The sequence below is a fragment of the Domibacillus sp. PGB-M46 genome, assembly GCF_022668875.1.
Lineage (GTDB): Bacteria > Bacillota > Bacilli > Bacillales > Domibacillaceae > Domibacillus.
In genome coordinates this window covers 167,826-192,784 of sequence record NZ_JAKGCR010000003.1, presented here as the reverse complement: position 1 = coordinate 192,784, position 24,959 = coordinate 167,826, and the positions used below count along the sequence as shown (strand labels likewise).

27 protein-coding genes are annotated in these 24,959 nt (G+C 46.2%); 6 read left to right on the top strand and 21 right to left on the bottom strand.

Annotated elements, in window-relative coordinates; translation table 11 throughout:
- Window positions 1-14: 14 nt before the first annotated feature.
- The 10 genes from L2D08_RS05065 to L2D08_RS05020 all read right to left on the bottom strand — a co-directional run bounded on the left by L2D08_RS05065 (window position 15) and on the right by L2D08_RS05020 (window position 12,301).
- Window positions 15-428, bottom strand: coding sequence for a VOC family protein (locus L2D08_RS05065; RefSeq protein WP_242232649.1), 414 nt, complete (start codon window positions 426-428; stop codon window positions 15-17).
- A gap of 129 nt (window positions 429-557) precedes the next feature.
- Complete coding sequence (locus tag L2D08_RS05060) at window positions 558-3,671, bottom strand: PAS domain S-box protein (protein ID WP_242232648.1); 3,114 nt, start codon at window positions 3,669-3,671, stop codon at window positions 558-560.
- Between the two features lie 407 nt (window positions 3,672-4,078).
- Window positions 4,079-4,474, bottom strand: coding sequence for a (deoxy)nucleoside triphosphate pyrophosphohydrolase (locus L2D08_RS05055; protein WP_242232646.1), 396 nt, complete (start codon window positions 4,472-4,474; stop codon window positions 4,079-4,081).
- Window positions 4,475-4,651: 177 nt separating this feature from the next.
- Window positions 4,652-6,127: a sigma-54 interaction domain-containing protein gene (locus L2D08_RS05050; protein ID WP_242232645.1), complete on the bottom strand. Its 1,476-nt coding sequence runs from the start codon at window positions 6,125-6,127 to the stop codon at window positions 4,652-4,654.
- A 234-nt stretch (window positions 6,128-6,361) separates the two neighbouring features.
- Complete coding sequence (locus L2D08_RS05045; RefSeq protein ID WP_242232644.1) at window positions 6,362-6,550, bottom strand: aromatic acid exporter family protein; 189 nt, start codon at window positions 6,548-6,550, stop codon at window positions 6,362-6,364.
- 78 nt (window positions 6,551-6,628) lie between these two features.
- A complete protein-coding gene (locus tag L2D08_RS05040; RefSeq protein ID WP_242232643.1) occupies window positions 6,629-7,888 on the bottom strand; it encodes a Glu/Leu/Phe/Val family dehydrogenase in 1,260 nt (419 codons plus the stop codon).
- 17 nt (window positions 7,889-7,905) lie between these two features.
- A complete protein-coding gene (gene putP, locus L2D08_RS05035) occupies window positions 7,906-9,369 on the bottom strand; it encodes a sodium/proline symporter PutP (RefSeq protein ID WP_242232642.1) in 1,464 nt (487 codons plus the stop codon).
- Window positions 9,370-9,449: 80 nt separating this feature from the next.
- Entirely contained in the window at window positions 9,450-11,018 is a 1,569-nt protein-coding gene (gene pruA / locus L2D08_RS05030; protein WP_242232641.1) for an L-glutamate gamma-semialdehyde dehydrogenase, read from the bottom strand.
- A 19-nt stretch (window positions 11,019-11,037) separates the two neighbouring features.
- A complete protein-coding gene (locus L2D08_RS05025; RefSeq protein ID WP_242232640.1) occupies window positions 11,038-11,949 on the bottom strand; it encodes a proline dehydrogenase family protein in 912 nt (303 codons plus the stop codon).
- A gap of 199 nt (window positions 11,950-12,148) precedes the next feature.
- Window positions 12,149-12,301: a hypothetical protein gene (locus L2D08_RS05020; RefSeq protein WP_242232639.1), complete on the bottom strand. Its 153-nt coding sequence runs from the start codon at window positions 12,299-12,301 to the stop codon at window positions 12,149-12,151.
- Between the two features lie 125 nt (window positions 12,302-12,426).
- Between L2D08_RS05020 and L2D08_RS05015 the strand changes: the two genes are divergently transcribed.
- The gene (locus L2D08_RS05015) at window positions 12,427-13,059 is read left to right on the top strand and encodes a hypothetical protein (RefSeq protein WP_242232638.1); all 633 of its coding nucleotides are present in this window, start codon (window positions 12,427-12,429) and stop codon (window positions 13,057-13,059) included.
- Window positions 13,060-13,104: 45 nt separating this feature from the next.
- On the opposite strand, the gene L2D08_RS05010 is transcribed toward L2D08_RS05015, so the two are convergent.
- From L2D08_RS05010 to L2D08_RS04995, 4 genes are read right to left on the bottom strand one after another with little or no spacing between them, the layout of a single operon-like run.
- Window positions 13,105-14,016, bottom strand: a complete 912-nt coding sequence (locus L2D08_RS05010; RefSeq protein WP_242232637.1) for a DMT family transporter — start codon at window positions 14,014-14,016, stop codon at window positions 13,105-13,107.
- 14 nt (window positions 14,017-14,030) lie between these two features.
- Window positions 14,031-14,483 carry a threonine/serine exporter family protein gene (locus tag L2D08_RS05005; protein ID WP_242232636.1) on the bottom strand — a complete coding sequence of 151 codons (453 nt, stop codon included), beginning with the start codon at window positions 14,481-14,483 and terminating at the stop codon, window positions 14,031-14,033.
- 13 nt (window positions 14,484-14,496) lie between these two features.
- Complete coding sequence (locus L2D08_RS05000) at window positions 14,497-15,291, bottom strand: threonine/serine exporter family protein (RefSeq protein ID WP_242232634.1); 795 nt, start codon at window positions 15,289-15,291, stop codon at window positions 14,497-14,499.
- Window positions 15,292-15,350: 59 nt separating this feature from the next.
- On the bottom strand, window positions 15,351-15,965 hold the full coding sequence (locus L2D08_RS04995; protein WP_242232633.1) for an acetate uptake transporter: 615 nt from the start codon (window positions 15,963-15,965) through the stop codon (window positions 15,351-15,353).
- Between the two features lie 197 nt (window positions 15,966-16,162).
- Between L2D08_RS04995 and L2D08_RS04990 the strand changes: the two genes are divergently transcribed.
- Window positions 16,163-17,068, top strand: coding sequence for an AEC family transporter (locus L2D08_RS04990; RefSeq protein ID WP_242232632.1), 906 nt, complete (start codon window positions 16,163-16,165; stop codon window positions 17,066-17,068).
- A gap of 177 nt (window positions 17,069-17,245) precedes the next feature.
- Here L2D08_RS04990 and L2D08_RS04985 read toward each other — a convergent pair whose 3' ends face one another.
- The gene (locus L2D08_RS04985; protein ID WP_242232630.1) at window positions 17,246-17,821 is read right to left on the bottom strand and encodes a metallophosphoesterase family protein; all 576 of its coding nucleotides are present in this window, start codon (window positions 17,819-17,821) and stop codon (window positions 17,246-17,248) included.
- A gap of 79 nt (window positions 17,822-17,900) precedes the next feature.
- On the opposite strand from L2D08_RS04985, the gene L2D08_RS04980 reads away from it, so the two are divergent.
- The gene (locus tag L2D08_RS04980) at window positions 17,901-18,062 is read left to right on the top strand and encodes a hypothetical protein (RefSeq protein WP_242232629.1); all 162 of its coding nucleotides are present in this window, start codon (window positions 17,901-17,903) and stop codon (window positions 18,060-18,062) included.
- 292 nt (window positions 18,063-18,354) lie between these two features.
- On the top strand, window positions 18,355-18,741 hold the full coding sequence (locus L2D08_RS04975; protein ID WP_242232628.1) for a hypothetical protein: 387 nt from the start codon (window positions 18,355-18,357) through the stop codon (window positions 18,739-18,741).
- A gap of 61 nt (window positions 18,742-18,802) precedes the next feature.
- Here L2D08_RS04975 and L2D08_RS04970 read toward each other — a convergent pair whose 3' ends face one another.
- The 3 genes from L2D08_RS04970 to L2D08_RS04960 form a co-directional block, all read right to left on the bottom strand.
- Entirely contained in the window at window positions 18,803-19,180 is a 378-nt protein-coding gene (locus L2D08_RS04970; protein WP_242232626.1) for a hypothetical protein, read from the bottom strand.
- Between the two features lie 173 nt (window positions 19,181-19,353).
- Window positions 19,354-20,052, bottom strand: coding sequence for a DsbA family oxidoreductase (locus tag L2D08_RS04965; protein WP_309090306.1), 699 nt, complete (start codon window positions 20,050-20,052; stop codon window positions 19,354-19,356).
- 196 nt (window positions 20,053-20,248) lie between these two features.
- Complete coding sequence (locus L2D08_RS04960; protein ID WP_242232624.1) at window positions 20,249-20,431, bottom strand: hypothetical protein; 183 nt, start codon at window positions 20,429-20,431, stop codon at window positions 20,249-20,251.
- A 46-nt stretch (window positions 20,432-20,477) separates the two neighbouring features.
- Between L2D08_RS04960 and L2D08_RS04955 the strand changes: the two genes are divergently transcribed.
- Window positions 20,478-21,035: a hypothetical protein gene (locus L2D08_RS04955; RefSeq protein ID WP_242232623.1), complete on the top strand. Its 558-nt coding sequence runs from the start codon at window positions 20,478-20,480 to the stop codon at window positions 21,033-21,035.
- A gap of 313 nt (window positions 21,036-21,348) precedes the next feature.
- On the opposite strand, the gene L2D08_RS04950 is transcribed toward L2D08_RS04955, so the two are convergent.
- The 3 genes from L2D08_RS04950 to L2D08_RS04940 form a co-directional block, all read right to left on the bottom strand.
- Complete coding sequence (locus L2D08_RS04950; RefSeq protein ID WP_242232622.1) at window positions 21,349-22,149, bottom strand: YihY/virulence factor BrkB family protein; 801 nt, start codon at window positions 22,147-22,149, stop codon at window positions 21,349-21,351.
- Window positions 22,150-22,446: 297 nt separating this feature from the next.
- Entirely contained in the window at window positions 22,447-23,031 is a 585-nt protein-coding gene (gene pduL / locus L2D08_RS04945; protein WP_242232621.1) for a phosphate propanoyltransferase, read from the bottom strand.
- Window positions 23,032-23,116: 85 nt separating this feature from the next.
- Window positions 23,117-23,572, bottom strand: coding sequence for a GNAT family N-acetyltransferase (locus L2D08_RS04940; RefSeq protein ID WP_242232619.1), 456 nt, complete (start codon window positions 23,570-23,572; stop codon window positions 23,117-23,119).
- Window positions 23,573-23,973: 401 nt separating this feature from the next.
- Between L2D08_RS04940 and L2D08_RS04935 the strand changes: the two genes are divergently transcribed.
- Complete coding sequence (locus L2D08_RS04935; RefSeq protein WP_242232618.1) at window positions 23,974-24,924, top strand: bile acid:sodium symporter family protein; 951 nt, start codon at window positions 23,974-23,976, stop codon at window positions 24,922-24,924.
- Window positions 24,925-24,959: the final 35 nt, after the last annotated feature.

Sequence of the window (24,959 nt, the reverse complement as noted above, 5' to 3'; positions counted from 1 at the left end):
GAGCACGTTTTTTCTTATTGCTCACTGTAGCTAATCTGCCAGTCAATGCCGAATGGATCGCGGACCTGCCCATACAGCTTGCTCCAGAACGTTTCCTGCAGCGGCATCGTCACTGTACCACCTACAGCCAGTCCTTCAAAATAAGAACGCAGCTTGTCCATATCCGAGCCAACGAGCGCCAGGCTGATTGCGCTGCCCGGTGCATACGGCGTACCTGGAAACGTATCGGAAAACAGAAGCGTTGTACCCTCTACTTCCAAATTCGCATGCATAATGCGGCTTTTCGCTTCTTCCGGCAGCGGATGATCGGGATGCGGCGGCGCTTCACCGAATGTCATTCGCTTTGCTTCTGTGCCGAATACATTTTCATAAAAAGAAAGAACGTCCTCGCAGTTTCCATCAAACACTAAATATGGCTGAACCGCCATTCTAATCACTCCTGTTTCTCATATTCATTCTTCCAGCAACCGGTGGAAGGTACTGCTTCTATACATCATTCTTTTTCCACACAGACGTTCGAAAGTCCTTTATTTACAAGCCACAAAGTCTTTTAAACTTTATAACGGCCGGGATGCAAGAGGAAGAAGAATATGAACCGTTGTCCCATTTCCTTCCTCACTTTCAACCCGCATCATTCCCTTATGCTCTTCGATGATTTTGTAACTTACCATCAGCCCCAGGCCCGTTCCTTTTTCTTTAGTAGAGTAAAAAGGTTCAAACAGATGTTTAATTCTTTCCGGCGAAATTCCTTCTCCCTGGTCTTGAAATTCGATATGAAGATGGGAGCTCGTTTTTTTGCAGGTAATGGTCAATGTTCCTTTAGAAGCAGTGGCCTCAATCGCATTTTTTATCACATTAATAAACACCTGCTTCAGTTGATGTTTATCGGATTGGAATAAAGGAAGACCCTCCTCTATCATCGTAACAATCTCTACGTTATGCATAATCGCCTGGGCATTCATTAAATGGACGGTTTGCATAAGGATAAACCCAATATCATTTTTCTGAAAGTTCAGCGCCTGCGGTTTAGCGAGGGCTAAAAATTCACCAATAATGCCTTCAATCCGTTCAAATTCTGATCTTATAATCGAGAAATATTCTGGTTCACGCTTGTCCGTTTCTTCCAATAATCGAATAAATCCTTGAATGCAGGTGAGTGGATTTCGAATTTCATGAGCCACTCCCGCTGCCAGCTGTCCGGCCATTTCTAATTTGGCTGATTTCAGAAGATATTCTTCCGCCATTTTCTTCTCTGAAATATCTCTAAAAGCAACTACAACTCCCTGAATTTCTCCGTTTTCCAGGATAGGGGAACAGATATAGTCGACAGGAAAGCTCGTACCGTCTTTTCTATAAAAAAGCTCGTCTGTGACGTAGCGGGTTTTCCCATCAAGCAGCGTATGATTCGGCATACAACGTTCAAGTTCATATACATGACGGAATGTCTCTTTTGGCGTTTTGCCTAACAATTCCTGCGCGTCATAACCAAGCATTTTCGCACCCGCCGGATTGATTAAAGTAATTTCCCGGTTTTCATTCATTGCGTAAATACCGTCTCCAACCGAATTCAGTACCAGTTCCATTTGCTGCTTCAACGAAAGAATTTCCAGCTGTGCTTTCTTCTGTTCGGTTATATCCTTTGCAATTCCATAAACGCCTACAATTTGACCGTCTACTATAATCGGCATATTCGTCGCGTGAACCATTACTTCCTGGCCATTCTGGTGAATGCCGGCCGTTTCATAGCTTTGCGGCGTTCCTTGTAACGCCCTCTCAAAATACTGCTTTATTTCATCAAGAGACTGGTTCCCTGCAAATATTTCCCATCCCTTCCCTTTCACTTGCTCAGGCGTGTAGCCTAATACTCGATGAAACGAAAGGTTTGTATTGAGCAGCGTACCATTCACATCCATACTGTAAACAAGATCTGGATTGTAGTAGAAAAGCGACTGGTAACGCTGCTTGTTTTCCTCCAGCTCTCGTTCTGTCCTTTTCTGCTTGCTAATATCCCGGATGATGGCAGATGCTCCGGTTACCCTGCCATTCTTATCTTTAAGCGGAGATTGTGTCACACTAACCGGAATGATCCTTCTGTTTTTACTTAGCCGCTCCGTCTCAAACTGGCTCACCTTTTTCTCTGAAAAGGTAAGCTGTACAAGACGAGTGAATTCTTCCTTACAGTGATCCGGCACGTTCGAAATCTCTTTGCCCAGCAGCTCGTCTTCCCGCCAGCCGAATAAATCCACATACGCCTTGTTCACATAGGTAATCTGGCCGTTACTGTTTACCGTCACGATCGCATCAGCTGTATTATTTATGAAAGATTCCAGCAGCTCCTTCGTTTTACACAGCTCTTCATGGGCTTTTTTCAGCTCTGTAATATCATTGCATGTGACAATGACTTCAACGACTTGTCCATCTTTAAAAACTGGGTTCAACACCGCTTTATAGTGAATATCGTGTGTCCCCACTTCATAGGCTGCTTCTTTTCCTTCCCAGCCTATTTGATACATTTTCTCTTTTTTCTCGGCAAGCTCTTTCGGGAAAAAGTCATACAGCGTTTTTCCAATCGCTTCTTCGATCTTTAAACCCATCCGCTTGAGCAGCTGTCCTTCTCCGAATGTATGGATAAACTGTCCGTTTTCCTTTTTATATTTAAAAATAAGTCCTGAATGGTTTTTAAACAGGTGTTCCATTTCTTGATGAGTTGCCACTAATTTGTCTTCCAATTCTTTCTCACGGGTAACATCGCGGCCAATTCCGTATACACCGACAACCGCGCCATTCACCATAATTGGAACATTGGTCAAGCTTACAATTAACTGATTTCCTTTTCTATGCTCAACCCTGCATTCATAGTGCTGAACAATGCCTTTCTTTGCCTCATTAAAATGATTCCATACTCTTTCTCTATCTTGGGAGGCAATGAACGGAAGAAAGTTCTTCCCAAGCAGCTCTTTTTTGCTGTACCCGGATATCGGCTCCGATGCCTGGTTGAAATCTAAAAAATGTCCTTCCAGTGAAAAAATATAAGCAGAGTCAGGATAGTAATCAAACAACGATTTAAACCGCTGCTCGCTTTCCTGCAGCTGCCGTTCCAGCTTGATCCGCCGGTCCCGCTCAATCGCAAGCCCTGCCAGACTGGCACACGTTTCGAGCATCTCGATTTCATGCGCAGCAGGTGTGCAAATCTGTGAGTGGTAAACCGCAAATGTACCGACAACATGCTCTTCTACAAGAATCGGACTGGACCAGCAGGCTTTGAGCCCAAAATGGAGGGCATCCTCGCAAAAATCTTTCCAAAGCGGATCATTCTCAATATCAGGAGAAATAACGGTTTCTTTCCGGCAGACGGCAGCTCCACATGATCCAATTGTCGGACCTGCTTCAACAAGATGAATCGCCTGCTGGTACGCCTCAGGAAGGGTCGGTGCATATTCAACAGCAAGCCTGTTTTCCTCATTCACCATTAAAAGAGAACAGTGTGTTTTCCGTTGAAAATGCTCCTCAAGCTTCGATGTCAGTGCCTGTATCGTTGTCTGCAGTGAATCGCCACTGGCGAGCGTTTTAATCATCCATGTATGTAAATCTATAATAGACTTCATTTCATCTGTCGAGACGTCGTTTGTACAACAGTTTTGATTAACAGGCTTTCCTTTAAATATCTCCATGATGCCCTCCTGCTTAACGTAATGGTCCTATAAAGAAATAAATCCCGTATGTTCTTTTTTTGAAAAAGGCAGCGCTTACAAACCTCTTTTTATGTTCCATATTAGGATGATTATAACATGATATAAAGATGGAAATATGACTATTCAGACAGTTGTTGAATGTAATAATTTCATATATGTAATTATGGGAGAAACTTAGCTGGAGGAGTCCTATAGGTGCTGGAAATGGAAGAAAAACGGGGAAAGCTATAGAGTTAAACCAATTTGGCAACTATTCTATTAAACTATCTTTTTTATCTCTTAATAAAAGCTATACAGACCTTGCCACAAATGCAGCATGGTCTGTGCTCTCTTTGTCGTAGAGTTCCTTTACTTTACTCAGCATTGGAGGTCTTACTTTAGCAGAATTAATATCCGTTCATAAGTTGAGTAATAGTAGGAATGTCAGCGGGCGCCCATTCCAAATCATTCAATCGATCACGTGAGACCCAGCGTAATTCCGCATGCTCCTCGGGAGTTGGAAGCCCGCTTAAAATACGAGAGCGATAGGTTAATAAATTCACGATCACTGTCTCATATTCATGCATGACTTCTTCAATTTTCTCTCCCACTTCAATCTCGCAAGCTAACTCTTCTTGGATTTCACGCTTTAAGCTTTCTTCAGGTGTTTCGCCCGCTTCAATTTTCCCTCCTGGAAACTCCCATAAGTTTGGCAAGGTCATGTCCGGGGAACGTAATGCACATAAAATTTCACTTTTTTCATTTTCAATGACTGCTCCTACTACACGGACTGTTTTTTTCATTTTAACTAACTCCCTTACTATTAACATTTTCGGTTTATAAGGAAATATTACCTTTCAATAAGAATATACCCAAGCACTGTTAGGCCGGATTTTTTTATTTTGGGCCGGAATGGTGTTTATTTGAGCCGAAAAATAAAAAAACCAACTCCCCGCCGCGGCAGGAAACTGGCTCTTGTATTAAAGTCCGTATTCTTTCATTTTGTTGTAAAGCGTGCCTCTGGAAATGCCGAGCAGGGTGGCGGCTGCGGATTTGTTGCCATATGTTTTTTGCAGTGCCTGCTCGATGGCGGCCGCCTCATCAGTTTTAGCGGGGCGGGCCATATCCTCCGGCAAGTGCTTTTTGGTGAGTACCGGCCCGTCGCCAAGCAGGACGCAGCGCTCGATGACATTGCGGAGCTCGCGTACGTTGCCAGGCCATTCGTGCTCAGTGAGCATAAGCGCTGCATCCGGACTGATTGTATCCATTGGTTTGTTGTACTTGGCACTGAACTCTTTTAAGAAGGTTTCAACAAGCGGCAGAATATCTTCTTTCCGGTTTCGGAGCGGCGGAATGTCAATGGTGATCGCCATTGTTTGGTCAAGTACGACTGGGCTGCTGGAGGCGGTAATAAGCCGGACGTCCTCTGTTGAAGCAAACAGCCGGTCCCGAAGCGGTGCTGGCAGCTTGTCGATGTCTCCAATGAACAATGTGCCGCCCCACGCTTGATTCAGCTTGCCCGTCTGGCTGTCGTTTCCGTAGCCGAACAGCTCCATTTCAAGCAATGATTCCGGCACCACACTGCAGTTCATCGCAACGAACGGCTCGGCTGCTTTGGAGCCGCTGAAATGAATCGCCTGGGCCATCATTTCTTTTCCGGAGCCCGGCTCGCCCGTTAAATGAACCGGCATGTTGGCGTGCGCTGCTTTTCGCGCTGCTTCCAGAGAAGCCGCAAGCTTTGGATCACTGCCCGTAATAGAGGAAAAAGGATCTTTCGCCTGTATATGCATCGGCAGCGCTGAATCGAGCTCGTCATTCAGCTTCATCATATTGGTAATATCGTGCTCGGTCGCAATGCCGCCGGCTATATTCCCATCTACTACAACTGGAGAAGCGTTAATGAGCACGTGGTTGGTCTCATTTGGACGGTGATATTCCCCCCGGATGTTCTGGCCATGCTGAAGAACACTGTTAAGTACAACCGACTCGGCCTGGAAATGGTCACCGATTTTTTGCCCGATAATTTTTTCCCGGGAAATGCCGTACGTTTCTTCAGCCGTTGTATTCCAGAAAAGAACGGTTCCTTCTCTGTCAACTGCCGTCACGGAATCATTAATCGTTTCGGCCAGTGTATGAAAATACCCGGTTAAAAGGCGGATCCGCATAGCCGGGGTGACGATCTGGTCAATGCCGTTGTCCCGTACGTAAAGGACAGGCCGGCGCCAATCCCAATCGCCCTCTCCTTCGGCCTGAACCGCTGATGATGGAAGCCAGCCGCTTCTCTCCAGCCATTCACCAATGGTGCCCTCGCCTGGAAGCAGGCCCGCTTCGTGCTGTTCGATTGTATAATAATTTTCGCCTTTTTGAATGACGATACAATGGCAGTTTGACAGCTGCTGCCCTGCATCGGCCGCCGCTGTGTCCGGATGAACTGTCTGAAAGGTGATGCGTTCCATAAAAAAACCCTTTCTCTTTTTATTTAACTTACCATAAAAGGAAGGGTCCTTTCTACCGGGGGTGCTGGCCCATAAACTGATTCATCTCCCAAATAGCAAGAAGAAGGCAGGCAGGCTGAGGGGGGTCCCGTCTTTTACTTCGCTGCCACAGCTGAATGATTCGATCCAATCTGCCATTTCTTCGTTCGATTCATGGAGCGGAACGACGTCCAGAAAGCCAAACGAAAACGGGATCTACAGCATGCAGGCAAAAAAGCGGTCACGGGCGCTTGGAAGTGACTTCTGACGTGAATGCTGTACACATAAGATTGTAATGATTGCGGACGATACATAAAACTCAAGCTGAAGAAACCCTGCGGCGGCAATCGCTGCTGACACAGCCACAGCTGTTTTCACCGTGCGAAAGCCTATTTTAAAAGACACCCCGTACCCCTTCCCTTCCTTTCTCCTCTATCTATCTTTTTCAGTAGAAAAAAGGAGCACCCAAAGGGCGCTCCTTCATTAAACCCATCCACGGTACGTGCATGCCTCAACCATTTTCTTCAATCCCGCCATGTAAGCGGCAAGGCGCATATCTGTTTCATGCTTCTGGGCTGTATTATATACATTCGTAAAAGCAGCCGTTAAGATCGCTTCAAGCTTTTCGTCTACTTCCTGTTCTGTCCAGTAGTAGCCTTGATTGTTCTGCACCCATTCAAAATATGAGACAATCACGCCGCCGGCGCTTGCCAGTACATCCGGCACAAGAAGGATGCCTCGTTCGGTGAGGATTTTCGTTCCTTCCAGCGTCGTCGGACCATTGGCCGCTTCCACTACCACTTTCGCTTGAATGTGAGGCGCATTGGCTGCTGTCAGCTGATTCGAAATGGCTGCCGGCACAAGAATATCACATGGTTTTTGCAGCATCTCTTCATTTGTAATGCAGTTTTCTACTAAATTTGAAACCGTTCCGAATGAGTCGCGGCGGTCAAGCAAATACGGGATATCGAGTCCATCAGGGTCATAAAGAGCACCGTATGCATCAGATACACCGACGATAATTGCGCCTTCTTTATGAAGAAACTGGGCCAGATAACTGCCCGCATTTCCGAAGCCTTGAATGATCACCCGCGCTCCCTGCACAGAAAAACCAGCAAGACGAGCGGCTTCTTTCATGACGATGGTCACACCTTTAGCCGTTGAGGAGTCCCGCCCAAGTGAACCGCCGAGCACAAGCGGTTTACCGGTAATAAAGCCTGGTGAATCAAATTCGCGAATGTGGCTGTACTCATCCATCATCCAGGCCATAATTTGCGCATTGGTATACACATCCGGTGCCGGAATATCCTTTGTCGGCCCGACAATTTGGCTGATCGCCCGGACATATCCCCGGCTGAGGCGTTCGAGTTCACCCATCGACATAGCCCGCGGATCGCATTGAATGCCGCCTTTTCCGCCTCCATACGGCAGATTGGCCAGGCCGCATTTCATACTCATCCAGATCGACAACGCCTTCACTTCTTCTACGGTTACGTCCGGATGAAAACGAATGCCGCCTTTTGTTGGGCCCACCGCATCATTGTGCTGGGCGCGCCAGCCGGTGAAAACGGTCGTGGTGCCGTCATCCATGCGAACTGGAATTCGGACCGTCAGTACGCGCTGCGGTTCTTTTAATAATTCATAGACGTCTTTTCCGCAGGACATTTTACTCAGTGCCTGCTCCATCACAAGTTGTGTACGTTCAAGTACATTAAGCTGCTCTGTTTTTGCTGCCGCGATCATTGGATTCATCCTTTCTTTTATGCCGTTTCCTCGTATTTTTCATATGAGCGGGTTAGTTGTGCGCTTGGCGCAGGTGTCATTAAGCTGACTGCCCAGACAGCGACGGTACTGACAAAGAAGCCTGGGATAATTTCATACAGCAGTCCTGACAAAGACGGAATGCTCGCCCAAACGATAACCATTACAGCGCCGCCGATAATACCAGCCAGTGCTCCCCATTTGTTCATTCGTTTCCAATACAAACTCATTAAAATAACCGGGCCAAATGCAGCGCCGAAGCCTGCCCATGCATAGCCGACAAGCGAAAGAATGGTACTGTTATTATTAAGTGCCAGGCCAACAGCCACAACAGCAACCACCAACACAGCACCGCGGCTGATCAGCATGAGTTCTTTGTCGGATGCAGACCGGCGGAAAAACGTTTTATAAATGTCTTCTGTCAGTGAGCTTGACGTAACGAGAAGCTGGGAAGAAATTGTACTCATGACAGCCGCCAGCAATGCTGCCAGCAAAAAGCCGCTTATAAATGGATGGAACAAAATTTCACTCAATGTAATAAAGACGGTTTCCGGATCGGCAAGCTCTCCCTGCTGCTGCGAGTAATAAGCGAGACCAAGGAATCCAGTCAGCATGGCGCCGCCGACCGAGAAAATCATCCAGCTCATGCCAATATTACGTGCTTTTTTAATCTCTTTCACAGAGGTAATCGCCATAAAGCGGACGATAATGTGGGGCTGCCCGAAATAGCCCAGTCCCCATGCCATTAATGAAATGATGCCAAGAACGCTTGTCCCGGTAAAGACATTAAACAGATCTGGATTCATCGCATTCATTTCTTTAAAAACCGGTCCGATACCGCCAATTTCCATAATGGTTACGATCGGCACCAAAATGAGAGCGCTTACCATAATAAGTCCTTGAACAAAGTCCGTCCAGCTGACGGCCAAAAACCCACCAAATAATGTGTATGCGACGACAACACCGGCAATAATCCACAAACCGACTTTGTAATCGACCCCAAACGAGGTTTCAAACAGCACGCCTCCGGAAACAATGCCTGATGATACATAAAATGTAAAGAAGACGATAATGACAAGTCCGGATGTCAGCCGGAGCAAATTAGAGCGGTCCCCAAACCTATTTTCCAAAAAAGATGGAATGGTCATTGAATTGTTCGCAATCTCCGTGTACACACGTAAACGAGGTGCGACATACAGCCAGTTTAAAAAAGCGCCGATCGTCAAACCGATCGCAATCCAGGAAGCACTCAGCCCCTGTACATACATTGCCCCGGGAAGCCCCATTAACAGCCATCCGCTCATGTCAGAAGCGCCTGCACTAAGAGCTGTAACAGCCGGTCCAACAGAGCGGCCCCCAAGCATGTAATCTGATAAATTCGATGTTCGTTTGTACGCTGCGTAGCCGATCAATAGCATCCCCACCATGTATATGCCAATTGGAATAAGTAATTGGATATCCATTTCTCCTTCTCCCCCTTTTAATAAAAGAAGAGCTGCCTTTCAAGACCTGAAAAGCCAGAAAGGCAGCTCGAGATTCACTCTTACAGCTTGCGTGCCAGCATTTTCCCCTGTGTGAAAAGAAGAAGGTAATCATAACCGCCCGCTTTTGAATCCGTGCCGGACATATTAAATCCACCAAACGGGTGCACGCCAACCAAAGCGCCTGTGCACTTTTTATTTAAATACAAGTTACCGCAATGCATGTTTTCGAGTGCATAGCTCAAACGATCTTCTTCTTTAGAGAAGAATCCGCCTGTTAAGCCGTATTCTGTGTCATTGTAAATGGCAATTGCTTCTTTCCAGTCTGCCGCTTTTGCCATTGCCAGTACGGGGCCGAAGATTTCTTCCTGCATAATACGCGCTTTTGGATCTACATCTGCAAAAATCGTTGGCTCGATATAATAGCCGTTTCCTTCCGCTTTTTGGCCGCCTGTTTTTAAAACGCCTTCTGATTTGCCGATTTCGATGTATCCCATAATTTTATCGAATGATTTTTGATCAATTACCGGTCCGATTGATGCATTTTCTTCCGGAAGGCCCACTTGAAGTTCTTTCGTAAGCGCGACTACTTTTTCAACCACTTCATCATAAACAGATTCAACGATAATCGCACGGGAGCCCGCTGAACACTTTTGACCCTGGAAGCCGTATGCTGAAGCAACGATTGCCGCTGCCGCCGCATCTAGATCAGCTGTTTCATCTACGACGACGCCGTCTTTTCCGCCCATTTCAGCTATGACACGCTTCAGCCATAATTGGCCTGGCTGTACTTTTGAAGCACGCTCGTAAATACGGCAGCCAACAGCACGAGAGCCTGTAAAGGAAATAAATCTTGTTTTCGGGTGCTCTACCAAGTATTCTCCTACTTCAATGCCATCGCCCGGTACAAAGTTCAAGACGCCATCCGGCAGGCCGACTTCTTCCATCAGCTGAACGAATTTCGCCGCAACGATTGGTGCAGAATCTGCCGGCTTTAAGATGACTGTGTTTCCTGACACAATCGAAGCAACCGTTGTTCCAGCCATAATCGCCAGCGGGAAGTTGAATGGTGAAATTACAACGCCTACGCCAAGTGGGATATACGTTAGCTCTGTTTTTTCCCCTTCTACCTGTGTTAGCGGCTGGTGCTTGCTCGTTTCGCTTAAACGGATCATTTCACGTGCGTAAAATTCCATGAAATCAATCGCTTCTGCTGTATCTGCATCTGCTTCTGCCCAGTTTTTCCCTACTTCGTATACAAGCGCTGCAGAGAATTCATGCTTGCGCTGGCGCATCAAGTCTGCCGCTTTGAATAAGTACTCAGCGCGCTCTGCCGGTGCTGTGTGCTTCCATGATTCAAATGCTGCCAGTGCCGCCTGCATTGCTGCTTCCGCATGCTCTGAGGTTCCTTTTGATGCGTAGCCAACAATTTCATCTGTGTTCCCTGGATTAATAGATGTTAGTACTTCTTCTGTTTCTACTCGTTTTCCACCAATAACAAGCGGGAATGTACCGCCAAGTTCACTTTTTACTTTTGCCAGTGCATCCTGCATCGCTTTTTTGTTTGCTTCATCCGCGAAGTTTGTGAATGGCTCGTTTTTAAATGGTGTGCGCTCGATTGTAGTTGTCATCTTTACCGTCTCCTTTTAATTAAAATAAGTTTTTTAGTACAAACCAGACGTTTGCCGGGCGTTCTGCCAGCCGTCTTGTAAAATATCCAAACCAGTCATTTCCGTATGGTACATATACACGAACTTTGTAGCCTTCTTCTACCAGCTTGTTTTGCAGATCCTCACAAATCCCGTACAGCATCTGAAATTCAAATTGCTCTTTTGGAATGTTATGTGTGCGGACAAGCTCTTTCGTGTAAGCGACAGCGTCCTCATCATGTGTCGCCACAGCCGCATAGTTTCCATTCAGCAAATGCTGCTTGATAATTTTTTTGAAATTATCGTCTACATCTTTTTTCTCTGGAAACGCAACCTCCGGTGACTCTTTGTAAGCACCTTTTACGAGGCGAAGATTGGCTCTTTGCTCGTTTAAGTCCGCAATGTCCTGCTCTGTACGATACAGATAAGCCTGGATGACAATTCCGACGTTATCGTAATCAAGGCGAAGCTCTCTGTAAATATCAAGAGAGATTTGGGCATGTGCGTAATCTTCCATATCGATTCGGACAAAATTATTGTGAAGTACGGCGCGGTCTAAAATTTTCCGCATATTCCGCAGGCACAGCTCTTTACTGATATCAAGACCAAGCGATGTCATCTTCAATGAGAGATTTGATGTAACACCCGCTTCAGCAATGGCATCAAGTGTCTGGATACACATAGCGGTTGATTCGGCTGCTTCTTCTTCTGTAAAAACAAACTCACCTAAATGGTCCAGCGTGACTACTTTGCCTTCTGCATTCAATTTTCTTACCGCCTGAATGGCCGTGCTGATTGTTTCCCCGGCAACAAACCGGCCGGCACCGAAACGCAGTCCATATTTCTTTGCTAATTTATTAGCCGATTGATTTTGTCCAATGAATTGAAATACGTTACGCATCATCAGTTCCATTCTATGTACCTCCTTTTCTATTTATACATTATTGTTCATTTATTAATTTTTGAACAACTTTGTTTATCCGATGAATTCAATATACCATAAAATCTGCCTTAATGTTTAGAATTGTCAGATTTTCTAACGAAAATTTTAAAAAATACGAAAAAAGCAGGTATTGAGCAGTGTAAAACACTCCTAAATACCTGCTTTTCTCTTATCTTTTTTTAGAAAAAGAGCTTTTCTTCTCAGAAGAGGATGCTTTTCTTTTTGCCCGTCCGCTCTCTTCTCCCTTTTCACTCGATTTTTTTCCAGGACGGAAGTCAGGATCTTTTTTGCAACCGCACCGACGACAGCCGCATTTTTTCATCTGCTGCCACTCCTTTCGTTTACTCACACGTTATGAAAGAAAGAAGCGAACGACACGGCGGACGGCTTACATTGATTGTGAGAATAACATTCATTTATAATAAAGAAAAAAAGGGGGCGGCCGGCGTGGACCGTGCTATGTTTGCGTTTCGAAATGAAGGCGAAGCAATGGGAACCGTAACAGAATGGGCAGGCAATGTACAGCTGCTGATGGCTTCGGCGGAGCAGAACTTAAAAGTAACATCTCTTCCGGCAGCGGCATCGATGTTTATGCGGCGTTATGGGCTGTTTCTTGCCGGCCACCTGGCCGTTTTTTCAAAAGAGCGGCGCATATGGGATGGTGATCCTGATGAAATGGAGATCGTCATGGAAGGCGGAGACGGATGGCCTCTTTTATTTCGGCTGAAGCATGAAAACTGGATTTCCTGCGGCGACGAAGGAGCGGACTTTTTGCTGAACCGGCTGGCCGAGCCGGTAATCCAAACGATTGCGAAAGAAGCGAAGCTGCCAGCAGTTATTTCCCGGGAAAATATTTTCGGTTATGTGCTTTGGATGTATGTGCATATTTTAAAGGATACCCGCGACCTTGCGCTCCTGCCGCAATATGAACGGTTTTTACGCAAGCAGAAACCGGAGGAGGCAATGGAAAACTTTAGCCGGCTGACGTGCTGCTTGTACAAGGAAGTGCCGGGGTGCGGGAAATGCCCATACTGTCCGCTTTTGAAAAAGAAAAACTGTGAAACCGCGCAAACCCTTTAAAAAAGCCCGACTTCCGTTTTAAAGACGGAAGCCGGGCTTTTTTGTTTATCTTACAGCACGCCTGCGCCTGCGAATCATTTCTTCCAGTGCGCCTGATCCCATTAACACACCCGGCACAATCAGCAGCAGCCCGAGCCAGTGATAATAGTAAATCGGTTCACCCAGAATTACCGCAGATCCGACGATTGAGAAAAAAGTATTTAAGTTTAAAAAAATCGCCGCTTCGGCCGGACCGATTTTTGTAATCGTATTGTTATATACTAAATGGCCGACCGCTGTTGCTCCGACTGCAGAGACAAGGAACACAATGACAGTCTGGAAATGGACGTTTTGAAGCGATGCGAGGCCATTCGGCTCTAAAAGAAAGCTCGTCATAAACAGTCCTAATGAACCAAACAGCTGCATATAACCGGTCAACAAAAGCGGATCGATATCACGCGCAGCGCGGCTCACTAAAATAAAGCTGAAGGCCTGGGCCGTAATCGAGAAGAAAATAAACAAATCGCCAAGCACAAATCCTCCTAAGCCAGCTCCTCCGCCCAGTACTGTCACCAGTACACCGGCTGTTCCTGTTAAAAAGCCAAGCACCCGCACCGCGGACAATCCCCGCTGGAAAAAAAGAACGGACATAAAGGCTGTTAAAATCGGGCCCAGCCCCAATATAATGCCTGTATGAACAGAGCTTGTTCCAGCAGCACCAAGCCCTAAAAACAAGTGATGAAAAAAAACGTTAAACAAGCCGCCGCCCAAAATATACTTCCAATGATAAATAGCGGGCCAATGAACTTTTCCCATTTTGGTCAAAATAATAAATACAACAAGTGATGCCGTGAAAATACGAAGTGCGGTGATCGTCACCGGCTCGACTGTGCTGACCAGTATTTTAATAAGCGGCACGTTAAATCCCCAAATCATCATCACTAAAATGAGCAGTAAGTATGGTTTTATTTTTTGCAAAGTGCCCCTTCTTTCTATGCCTGCTTTTTTTCGGCAGGCGCTTTTTTCCTCAAAATCAGCTGGTAAAATACATCGGATAAGATCAGTCCGAGTGCAATAGAACCCGAAATCATAAACGCCTTTGCCGCCAGATTAATGCCGGCATTGTAATCGTTTTGTACAAACGAACGCATCGCCCGATATGCCGTGCCTCCAGGAACGAGCGGAATAATCCCGGCAATCGTAAAAATGATAACCGGCGTTTTGTACACCCTCGCGTATACATGGCCGATCAATGCGATAGTAAAGGAAGCAGCAATCGTTGCGGGCAGCGAGTCAATGCTGTGCTCGGATAAAAAATAATACACCATCCAGCCGGCCATACCGACGGTGCCGCACTTGAACAGCAGGCTTTTCGGCACATTAAACATAATCCCGAAGCTTGCGGCTGCCACAAAACTGAAAAACATATTTGTTAAAACGGTCATGCCCGCATCCTCCTTAAATAAACGTCATCACAACAGCGATTCCTGTTCCGATGGCAAGAGCGGTTAACAGCGCTTCTGCTCCTTTGGCCAGTCCGGAAAGAAAGTGGCCAGCCATTAAGTCACGGACCGCATTTGTAATTAACAAGCCGGGAACGAGCGGAATCAGTGTACCGACAATAATTCGATCAAGATCACTGCCCAGCCCGAGCCGGAATAACACGTACGCAGCTGCGCCGCCAGCAAGAGCCGCAATAAATTCGGAGAAAAACATCGTCGGGACGATATCGGCTACTTTTAATAGAAGAAAATAAGCAAGTGCTCCAGACAGCATCGCCGGAATCATATTGTCCCATGACCCTTTCAATAAAATCACAAAACAGCCGCTCGTTGAAGCCGCCGCTGCAATCTGTACCAAAAAAGAAAAAAACATGGGCGCTCTCTGAATGGCTTTTAACTCTTTATATGCTTCGGAAACGGTCAGCTCCCCCGCACTGATCCGCCGGGAAATAGCATTCACCGCGCTTACTTTATATAAATCCGTCGTTCGTTTTGAAATCCGTATTAATTTTGTTTTTGTCGGTTCATCTGTTTCAATCGAAAACATGATGCCTGTCGGTGTTACAAAGCTGTGCGATTCTTCGATACCGTATGACAGGGCAATCCGCATCATTGTATCCTCTACCCGGTACGTCTCGGCGCCGTTTTCCAGCATAATTTTTCCCGCCAGCAGGCTGACGTCCATGATGTCATATTGTTTCTCAAGCAAGGCGTCCAACCGAATCACCCCAATCGTGTTCAATGCCCCCATTATAGCCCTTTCACTTCATAAAAAAAAGCCCGCCGGCCAAATCGCCGACGGAACATCCTTTACCCTTTTTTAATGATGCCAAACGGCTTGCCAACCGGAAGAAACTCGCGTCCGAAATGCGTGTTCAGCACAGCCGCGCCTGCTCCGTAAAATGAGAACAGTGAAATAAGCAGCTCTGAGTAGGCAGCGAGCTGATGCGCCGCATGCTCCATAATGCCAAATGAGCTAAGGGACAGCCCAATAAATAAGAAATCAATTAAAAAGAAAATGATAAACAGCACTTTATTTGTTTCTAGTGCGCCAATTGTCATAAAGACCGTAAAAATAAGATAACCGATAAATGCAAAACCAAGCTGATGCATATCCGCATTTTCCTGCAGGATTTGGCCAAATACACCGAGATTCATCAGCCATGATAAGCTGACTCCCATCCAAAACAGGCCGTATGCTGCAAAAGCAGAGGCACCGAATGTATTATTGTGCTTTGTGTCTAAAATAGATGCGTAAAACTGCGCAATACCCCCGAGAAAAATGGCCCACGGAATCACTAGAGATAATCCATCTGTCCAGCCCAGTTTTTGGGATGAAGCGACAAGTGTGACAATGGCCAGTCCGAACAAGCCGATTGCTGACGGATCAGCTGTTACAATTTTTACTTGTTTTGTTTCGTTCATACTTTCCTCCAATATATATTTTAACCGACTAGTCGGTTTTTTCAGATAATTTCTCTCTACTTCTGAAAAACAACATCTTGTATTGTACACGAATCAGCTCCGCTCGCCTATAGCAAGGAATGGAAATTCGCCTGTTTTCGACAAAAAATTTTGGTATGATAAAGAAAGAGTTGAAATGGGACGGAGATGACCTCGTTTTGGAATTATTTATGATTGTGCTGCCAGCATTCCTGATTTTTTTAACTGGCTATCTCGGACAAAAATGGATCGGATTTGAAATTCGCTCCATTTCTATGGCTGCACTGTATTTAATGTCGCCTTTTCTTGCCTTTCGAACCTTTTATGCCAACAAATTAACGATGGAATACGTGTACATTACAGTGTTCTGCCTCGTTTTATCGCTTATCCTCATTGTCGTCGTACTCATTACCGGCTTTTTTATGAAAGCTGGCCGCCAAAAAATGGCGGCGATGGTATTAGGCGGTGTTTTTATGAACAGCGGCAATTACGGAGCACCCGTTGTGCTGTTTGCTTTTGGCGCTGTAGGCTTTGAATACGCGGTTATTATTATGGTTTTCCAGTCATTTCTAATGAATACAATCGGCTTGTTTGCGGCGTCTCTTGGCGGCGAAGAAGAAACGACCTTAAAGCAGTCGCTTCAGCGGGTCGTGCGGATGCCTGTTTTGTACGGAGCCTTTCTCGGCGTCTTGCTTCAGCTGCTGCATGTTTCGATTCCGCCGTCGTTTATGGACGCGATCAGCTTAGTGGCAGATGCTTCGATTCCGACCGTGATGATTGTGCTGGGCATGCAGCTGGCAGTGATTGCGACAAAGCGGGTCGAATACAAATACGTAAACGCGGTCTCTGTGATCCGTATGATTGTATCACCGCTTCTCGCTGCCGCCATCGTCTCTTTTATACCGGCCAATGATTTATTAAAGGACGTGATGATTCTTCTGGCAGCCATGCCGGCTGCAGCGAATACGACCATGTTTGCGATTCAATTCGGCACAGAACCCGACCTCGTTTCCTTTACAACATTGATTACAACGCTGTTGAGTATTCTCACTATTCCGATCGTCTTGTTTTTTCTTGGCGGTTAACTGAAAGAACCCTCTTTCTTTTCCTTTAGAAAGAAGGTTCTTTTTAATTCAAACGTTTTTGGAATGAACCCTGTTGTTTAGCTTGATTGACCGATTCCCTTTTTAATGTGTTTGGCTCATTTCTTTTATGCTGCTTTAAATAAAAAACACGACAAGTCCATTGTCGTGTTTTCTCACTTACAAAGCTTTCATAAATGTAACGGTCCGTGCCGTCGAATCGTACAGCACCCATTCACGGGACTGCCAGACGGCACCGACGTTAATCCCATACCGCTTTTTCTTTAAAAGGATTGGCTCTCCATATTCGAATGGCAGCAGTTTTCCTTTCCGGTACAGTCCGGCTGTATGACTATGCCCGAAAAAAATGAGCGGCGGATCAGTTTTGGGCAGGACCGGCAGCCAGCCTTTTGCCCATTTCCATTGATGTCCATGCATTAACACGGCGCCGTCGATTGTTAATTCCTCCGGCAGATGAGCAAAATCATGACAGCCGGTCACAAGCATAATCCGCTCTTCCTGGTTTCCCCGGACAGATGGAAAGGTGAGAAGCGATGCAAACCCTTCCGGTATCTGCGCCGCTTTTTCCATTGAAATACCCCTTGTTGTGGCTGCTTTTCGCCTGCGGATGCTGCATTCATATAAATCACCAAGTCCCATAATTTCTGCATCTGGTGCACAGCATTCAATCTGCTTCAGCACTGCTTTTGTATCCTCTACACTTGAGTGCAGGTCGCCCAGGATCGCATATCTCATGTTCTATCTTCCTTTCTGAACGAGTTTAACATTGCAAGATTTCTTTTCTTTCTTCACACTAAAGAAAAGAGGTGATTTTGTGCATACACTTATTATCGGCGGCGGTATCGGCGGGTTAACAACAGCAGTCATTTTAGCGCAAACCAGGCATAACACGTGGCGGTGCTCGAAACTTCTTCTGTATGGGGCGGATGCGCCTGAAAATTCCAGCGGCGGCATGCTCTTTTCCCGGTGGGTTTAATACTTGGCATGGGTTTTGAAAGAGGAGGTTTTCAAGAGCGGGTGCTGCGCCTGCTTGATACGGTTATGACGCTTCATTTCCCAAACAGTCTATTCCTTATTGCCGGAACCGTGCACAGTATCTTGAAGCTATTTGTGCCCATTTTCCACATGCGGCCAGCCGGACCCGCTCTTTTTACAAAGAATTATAGGAAGCAGCCGCACCCACCGCCAGCTCATGAAACCCCTTCCTGCTCTTCCGCCTCAAACAGCCGGCGAATGGGCGTATTTGCTTTTGTCTCTCCGGCCCTGGCATGCAAAGCCTGCGCCATTTGCGCGCCACACTTGAAGACCGGCTGCGCAAGCATGGCCCCGGCAAAGAAGGCCCAGTTGTTCATTTGCTTGACGGCCAGTTAATCGACAGTATGCAGACAACCTCAAAATATGTTTCCTGTTTGATGGCAGCGACGACACCTGATATCTATCACGAAGGCACGTACTACGCGGGAGGCGGCCTATACCGTGTCACTGAAACACTGGCAGACTCGATTCGCGAAAACGGAGGTATCCTGAAGAAAAACCGGCGGATTTTATCCATGAAAAAAACAGCGGATGGACCGCTGTTGACGAGCACGGCAATGAATACCACGCCAAGCATATTGTCTTTAACAGCGCCATCCGGCAGCTGCCCTCTCTCGTAAACAGTCTTTCAAGCCGGTATCGAAAGCTTGCCGGCAGGCCAATCTGGGTTACGCATATCCTCTACTTACTGCCGGACGGAGCACTGATCCCAAACTCATTTCCGCTGTTTAGGCAGATTTCTTCAGATTCAATGAGTGAAGGCAGCCGTCTCCTTCTGCCAAAGACGACCGCCTGCGGGCACCGGAAGGCAACCGAACGCTGACCGAGAAAGTGCTGTCGATGATCGGATCTGTGTAGCCGAACTTCCGCAAAATGATTATCCATATGGAAGCCGGTGCGCCAATAGCATGGGAACGGCATACGAAGCGGCCAAACGGGTATGCAGGCGGCTTTCCTCAAACTACTGAGCACGCGCGCTGTTTGGCTCGCTGCCTCACCGCTCCGGTCTGCCGAATCTATAGCTGTTCGGCGATTCGATTTTTCCAGGCGGCGGCACAATCGTCGCCACAGCGAGCCGTATTCATTGCGCCCGGCTTGTTTGAGCTTTCGGCCTGCCGTTATCCTATAAAGGGCCAAAGCCGTTAGCGGCTTTGGCCTCTCCCTTCGTCTCACAAATGGCTGAGCGGCGCTTTCTTATTCTCTTTCGTTGTAGAAGTCTATTTTTCAAGCATTCAATCCTGGCTGCTTTCCCCATCCGTGCAGTCATCATCCTGGCACCATTCGGTTTTGCCTGCTGTTACTTCTTCATCAGCCGCTACCTGGTCAAGCACCTGCTTAAACGCCTCAACAGACTGCGCGCCGGAAACAGCGTATTTATCATTGAAAATAAAAAATGGAACCCCTTCGATACCAATGTCGCGCGCTTCTTCTTGATCAGCGCGAACACGGTCGCTATATTTGCCGCTTTGCAGTACTTCTTTTGCTTCAGCCCGGTCCAGACCTGCCTCTTCTGCCCATCCAGCCAGCAAATCTGCATCTGCAATATGTTCGGATTCAGTAAAGTAAGCCCTTAAGACCCGCTCTGTAAATTCATTCATTTTTCCTTTTTCTTTGGCAAAATGGGACAGGCGGTGTGCATCGTGCGTGTTTGCTAAAACAATGGTATCCATGTTATAAACAAGGCCGGCTTCCTTTGCCTGCTCAGTCATTCGGTCATTCATTGCTTTGGCACTTTCCACTGTCATACCGTACTTTTTCGCCAGTGCGCTGTGCACACTTTCCTCTGACTTAACCGGTGCATGCGGGTCAAGCTCATAGCTGCGAAACTCTATCTCTATGTTTCCGTCAAATTGTGCCGCCGCTTCCTCAAACCGGCGTTTGCCGATATAGCAAAATGGACAGGCAAAATCAGACCAGATTTCTACTTTCATCTTTCTCCACTCCTTTTCTTTAGAGTAGGAGGAAAAAGAAGAAGCCGCAACTATTCTGCCTGCAATAGAGGAGTAGAGTGGATGGATATTCATCTTTAATACTCCAGGCGGTACAGTTTATCGTCGCCAGCTGCCGGGTTTCCGCCTTCTTGTGACAGCACGCAGCATTTCTTGCCCGCACATGGAAAACCATCCGTTAGCTGGAGCATTTTCTTATACGTGCCGCGCCCATGAGAAGAATACCAACGGTTTTATAAAAAGCCAGGCAGCCGTTATCTCCTCCGTCTCCCTTTACGTTATCGAACCGATACACTGACCCTTCCCCTCTTACAATAAAGCCATTAAGACTTACGGCAATGTACCACACACTTCTGCCCATTTCCCCATCTCTCCTTTATAATAAAAATCAAAAAGGGGATTTTAGATTGACGGTGACCTCTCTTCACGAACGCGAACTGCTGGCGGTTTTAAACGGCTTCTCTGATTATGTCGAGGAGCATGCGGACCCCGAACAGCTTGAACAGCTGCATCGCACATGGATTCCGCTTCTCAGCACATATGTCACACACGATGCAGTTGAATCTGCCCTTGATGAATGGTACGCCATGATCGAAAACAATTTTTTATGGCTTCACTATATCGAAGAAAAGCAGGCGCTTACAGCAAAACCCGTTATCCAACACACATTGGAAAGATGGAAGAAGCCATTTGCGTTTGCAGGCTCCCGGCTTCTAAACGGCAGATACGGGCATTGGGCAGACGGCCTAAAATGGAACATAAGAACTGAATGTGCCGAGTATATCATCGGCATCGCACTGCCGCTCGGAGAAAACGAGGCACTGCTTGTTCATTGGTTTGAAACAGACGAGGGATTTGAGGAACTGCTTGAGGACGGTTTTTCTGAAACAAAGAATTTAAACCGGCAGCAATACTTCAATGGTCATTATTTAACCTGTTTGTCTTTTCAAAGCGACAACACATAAAAAGGGAGCCCTGCCTAAAAAGCTCCTCAGTGTGCAGACAAAGTCTTTCGCTTTTAAAAAAGAGCTGGTAATTGGTATTGAAGATTCATAAGCAAGGACTGAATAGAAATGTTCTCTTTTTTAAACAGAAAAATATGACCTTATGAGCTCTATACAATCTTGGCGGCAGGAGGGCAGCACAGACTCCTATGGGATCAGCGCCTGTCCATGGAAAGCGGAGCTGCCTGGATGCCGCCGGTCCACTTCATTCATGTGCACGGTCACCCATATCATTTGTCTGCAGTCTGAGGAGCTCTGTCCAAAAAGCTCTTTTTTATCTTTGTTCTTTTTCTGCATTAAAAAGGCCGCCAAGTAAAATCACAACGGCCGTTAAATAAAACCAGAGGACAAGCACGATGATCCCCGACAGCTGTCCGTACAAGCGCGTATAGCTAACTGCCACTGCATAGCTTTCAAACAGAAAAGACACGATCTGCCAGCCGAGTGCCGCGAACAGCGCGCCCGGCAGAACATATAAAATAGGCACCTGATCGTTTGGGATAATTTTGTAAAAAGCGATAAAAAACACTACCAAAAACAGGGTTCCAATCCCCCATTGGGCTGCCGGCCATATATCCAAAAGCCTTGACAGCTGCTCAAGCGTGCCCGATTGCGATACGAGCCAGTGCAGCACTCTTTCCAGCAAGGGAATCACAAACGACAGCGGCACGATGAACATAAAAATCAATGTAACACCAAAATCGCGTAAAAGTCCTTTCCAGAAAGGAAGGTCCCGTTCAATTTTGTAGGCGTCATTTAGGGAACGCCCTAATGATTGAACTGCCATCGAAGACAGCCAAAACGTAGAAATTAAGCTGAGCGACAGTACCTGCCCTTGTTTAGCAGAGAGTACAGCCGCAACATTTTCTTCAATTAAGGTGAACGATTCCCCCGGCGCATACGGACGGATAAAATCGAGAATGGCCTGCTGATCCACTGGAAAAAAGCGAATTAATGAAAGCATAAAAATGATAAATGGAATCGCAGACAGCAGCAGGTAGTAAGCCGTCTGCGCCGCCTGGTCGTAAAAGCGCTCAGCAAAAAAGCGGCTCAAGATTCTCTGAGCAGTATTCATCTATCCACCTCCTTTTTTTATTTTTCCCGCTTCCGTGCAGAAGTAAGCCCGCTTGAGCGTATCCGTCCCATTGTATTGGAAAATCAGTATGAACTTTTGCCTTCCCTTTTATAACATTTTAATCGTAAACTGAAGACCCGCCTTAGTTTTCGTCTATTTATGCAGCAATACTTTCTTCATTCTCTTACTGCCCTATAAAGCCCTATTGATTGAACAGAGCAACCTGAAGTTATATAAAGACGGATTGCACAAAAAAAGGCTTGATCCCGGAGAGGATCAAACCTTTTTTATGTAAGCTTACGCCCAAATGTCGCCTTTAGCGCCTTGAGAGATAAACCCGGCATTCGCTTCGTCTGTATCGATATGCATTTCAAGTGCATAGCTTTCAGATACGCGGATCACGACGTTGCGGAACGCGATTGGACGGTCGCCGCCGATTTCTACAGTCACGATCTGGCCGTTTTCCACATTGTATTTTTCTGCATCTGCTGGTGTCATATGAACGTGCGCCTGGGCAATGATTAAGCCTTCTTCAAGCTCCACTGTACCCGCAGGGCCTGTGATCGTCACAGCTTCAGATCCTTTAATATCACCTGACTCACGAAGCGGCGGACGTACGCCAAGCTTCATGGCATCTGTCCAGCTCACTTCCACTTGTGTAGCGGGACGGCACGGGCCAAGAACACGAACACGTGCAATTTCACTTTTCTTACCGGCAATCGTTACCGTTTCTTCCGCCGCGAATTGACCCGGCTGCGATAAGTCCGCGCGCTTTGTGAGCTCGTGGCCTTTTCCGAACAAAATTTCAAGGTGCTCCTGTGATAAGTGGATGTGGCGGGCCGAAACCGCTACGGGAATCGTTCCATGGTTTGTTAATGACATCTATCTTCCAGCCTTTCTGATCTTAAAAATTTTATACAGCACTTATTCTACACTATTTTCTTGTGAAAATACGAGCAATAAATATTTACTGATGTTTTTTTTCCAGCAATACCAGTTCTACACCCGGCTCCGGCAGCAGCGTATCTAGCTCTTCAAATCCAAATTTCTTATACAAATTGCGTGCAGGCTCATTTTTTGCGCCGGTTGTAACAAGAACCGTCCGCCCTGCCGATTCTTCCTGCAGAAAATGTGTCAGGAGCTTTGAAGCAACCCCTTCATGAAAGTGTCCCGGGTGAACAACCAGCCGTTGAATAAAGGCCGACCCATCTTCGTCTTTATAAGAAAGAAAACCACACAGCTCTCCTTCTGTTAAAAATCCGATAAAAATTTCATCACTGTTTTTAATCATCTCTACCGTTTCATTTAAATGCGGAATGCCATCATACCCAATTAATGACGCTTCCACTTTATAAGCAGGTATTTGCAGTGCCAGAATTTCCGCTGCTGTTGCTTCTTCCCCATGATGCAGCCGCTCAATCATCCCCGTAAACCCCTTTCATCGTTCTTTTATCCCTGATTATACACGCTTTTCCCTTTCATTTCAGAATTTACTCTCTTTTCACGGTGAAAGAATGTTTTGTGAAAAATGTCATAAATCATTCAAATTCTATATCTTTCGGCAGTAAAAGAGAATAAATAATAAAGCAGCTGGAATTTGTGAATTAATTTACAATATAAGCGGGCGAAGCAGAAAAAACGGAACCGGACATTATTCAGCCGGTTTTCATAAAAGGAGTGCCGGCCCTTTCTTTTGAAGAAGTAAGAACAGCCTTTACGGCTGTTCTTTCTTATTGTAAAAAATTAATTAACTCAAAAAATCAGAAAATATGCTTTATTTCGACTTATTTTATGCTATTCTACTATAACGGAGGTGAATACGAATTGAATACATTCGTAAAAGTTAGTCAATTTGCCGGCAAAACATTCGCTATCTGGGTGCTTTTGTTTGCGGCATTCGCATTTTTTCTTCCCGCACAGTTCACATGGATTGCGCCCTATATTTCTATTTTACTTGGTGTGATTATGTTCGGGATGGGGATGACCATTTCAGGAGAAGACTTTAAAGAAGTCGGCCGGCATCCCATAAAAGTGATCATCGGGGTTTTAGCCCAATTTATTGTGATGCCATCTTTGGCTTTTGCTCTCGCAAAAGGGCTTCGGCTGGAGCCAGAAATTGCGATCGGTGTAATTTTAGTAGGCTGCTGCCCGGGGGGAACTGCTTCTAACGTCATGACGTTTTTGGCAAAAGGAAACACCGCTCTATCCGTGGCCATTACATCAGTATCCACACTGCTGGCACCGATTTTAACGCCGGCGCTTATATATCTTTTAGCGAGCGAATGGCTGGAAGTGTCCGCTTCTGCCATGTTTATGTCAGTGGTGCAGGTCGTGCTTATTCCGATTATTCTCGGCTTGATTGTGCAGCGGTTCTTTAAAAAGCAGGTACAAAAAAGTGTGGAGATTTTGCCGCTCATTTCTGTTGTAGCGATTGTACTGATTGTCGCGGCGGTAGTATCAAATAGTAAAGAAAGAATTGTAGAATCCGGACTGCTTATTTTTGGTATTGTGATCTTGCATAATGGCCTTGGTTATTTGCTTGGATACTTAGCAGGAAAACTCTTCAAGATGCCATATGAAGACCGAAAAGCGATGGCAATCGAAGTCGGCATGCAAAATTCCGGACTCGGCGCTGCTCTTGCAGCCGCTCATTTCAGTCCTCTTGCTGCTGTGCCAAGTGCCATTTTCAGCTTCTGGCACAATATTTCCGGACCGCTTTTAGCCACCTACTGGGCGCGAAAGGCAGACCGAAAAGCAGACCGAAAAGCAGCATAAAAATCGTATTTTTTATTAGATGAATGCTTTGCCCG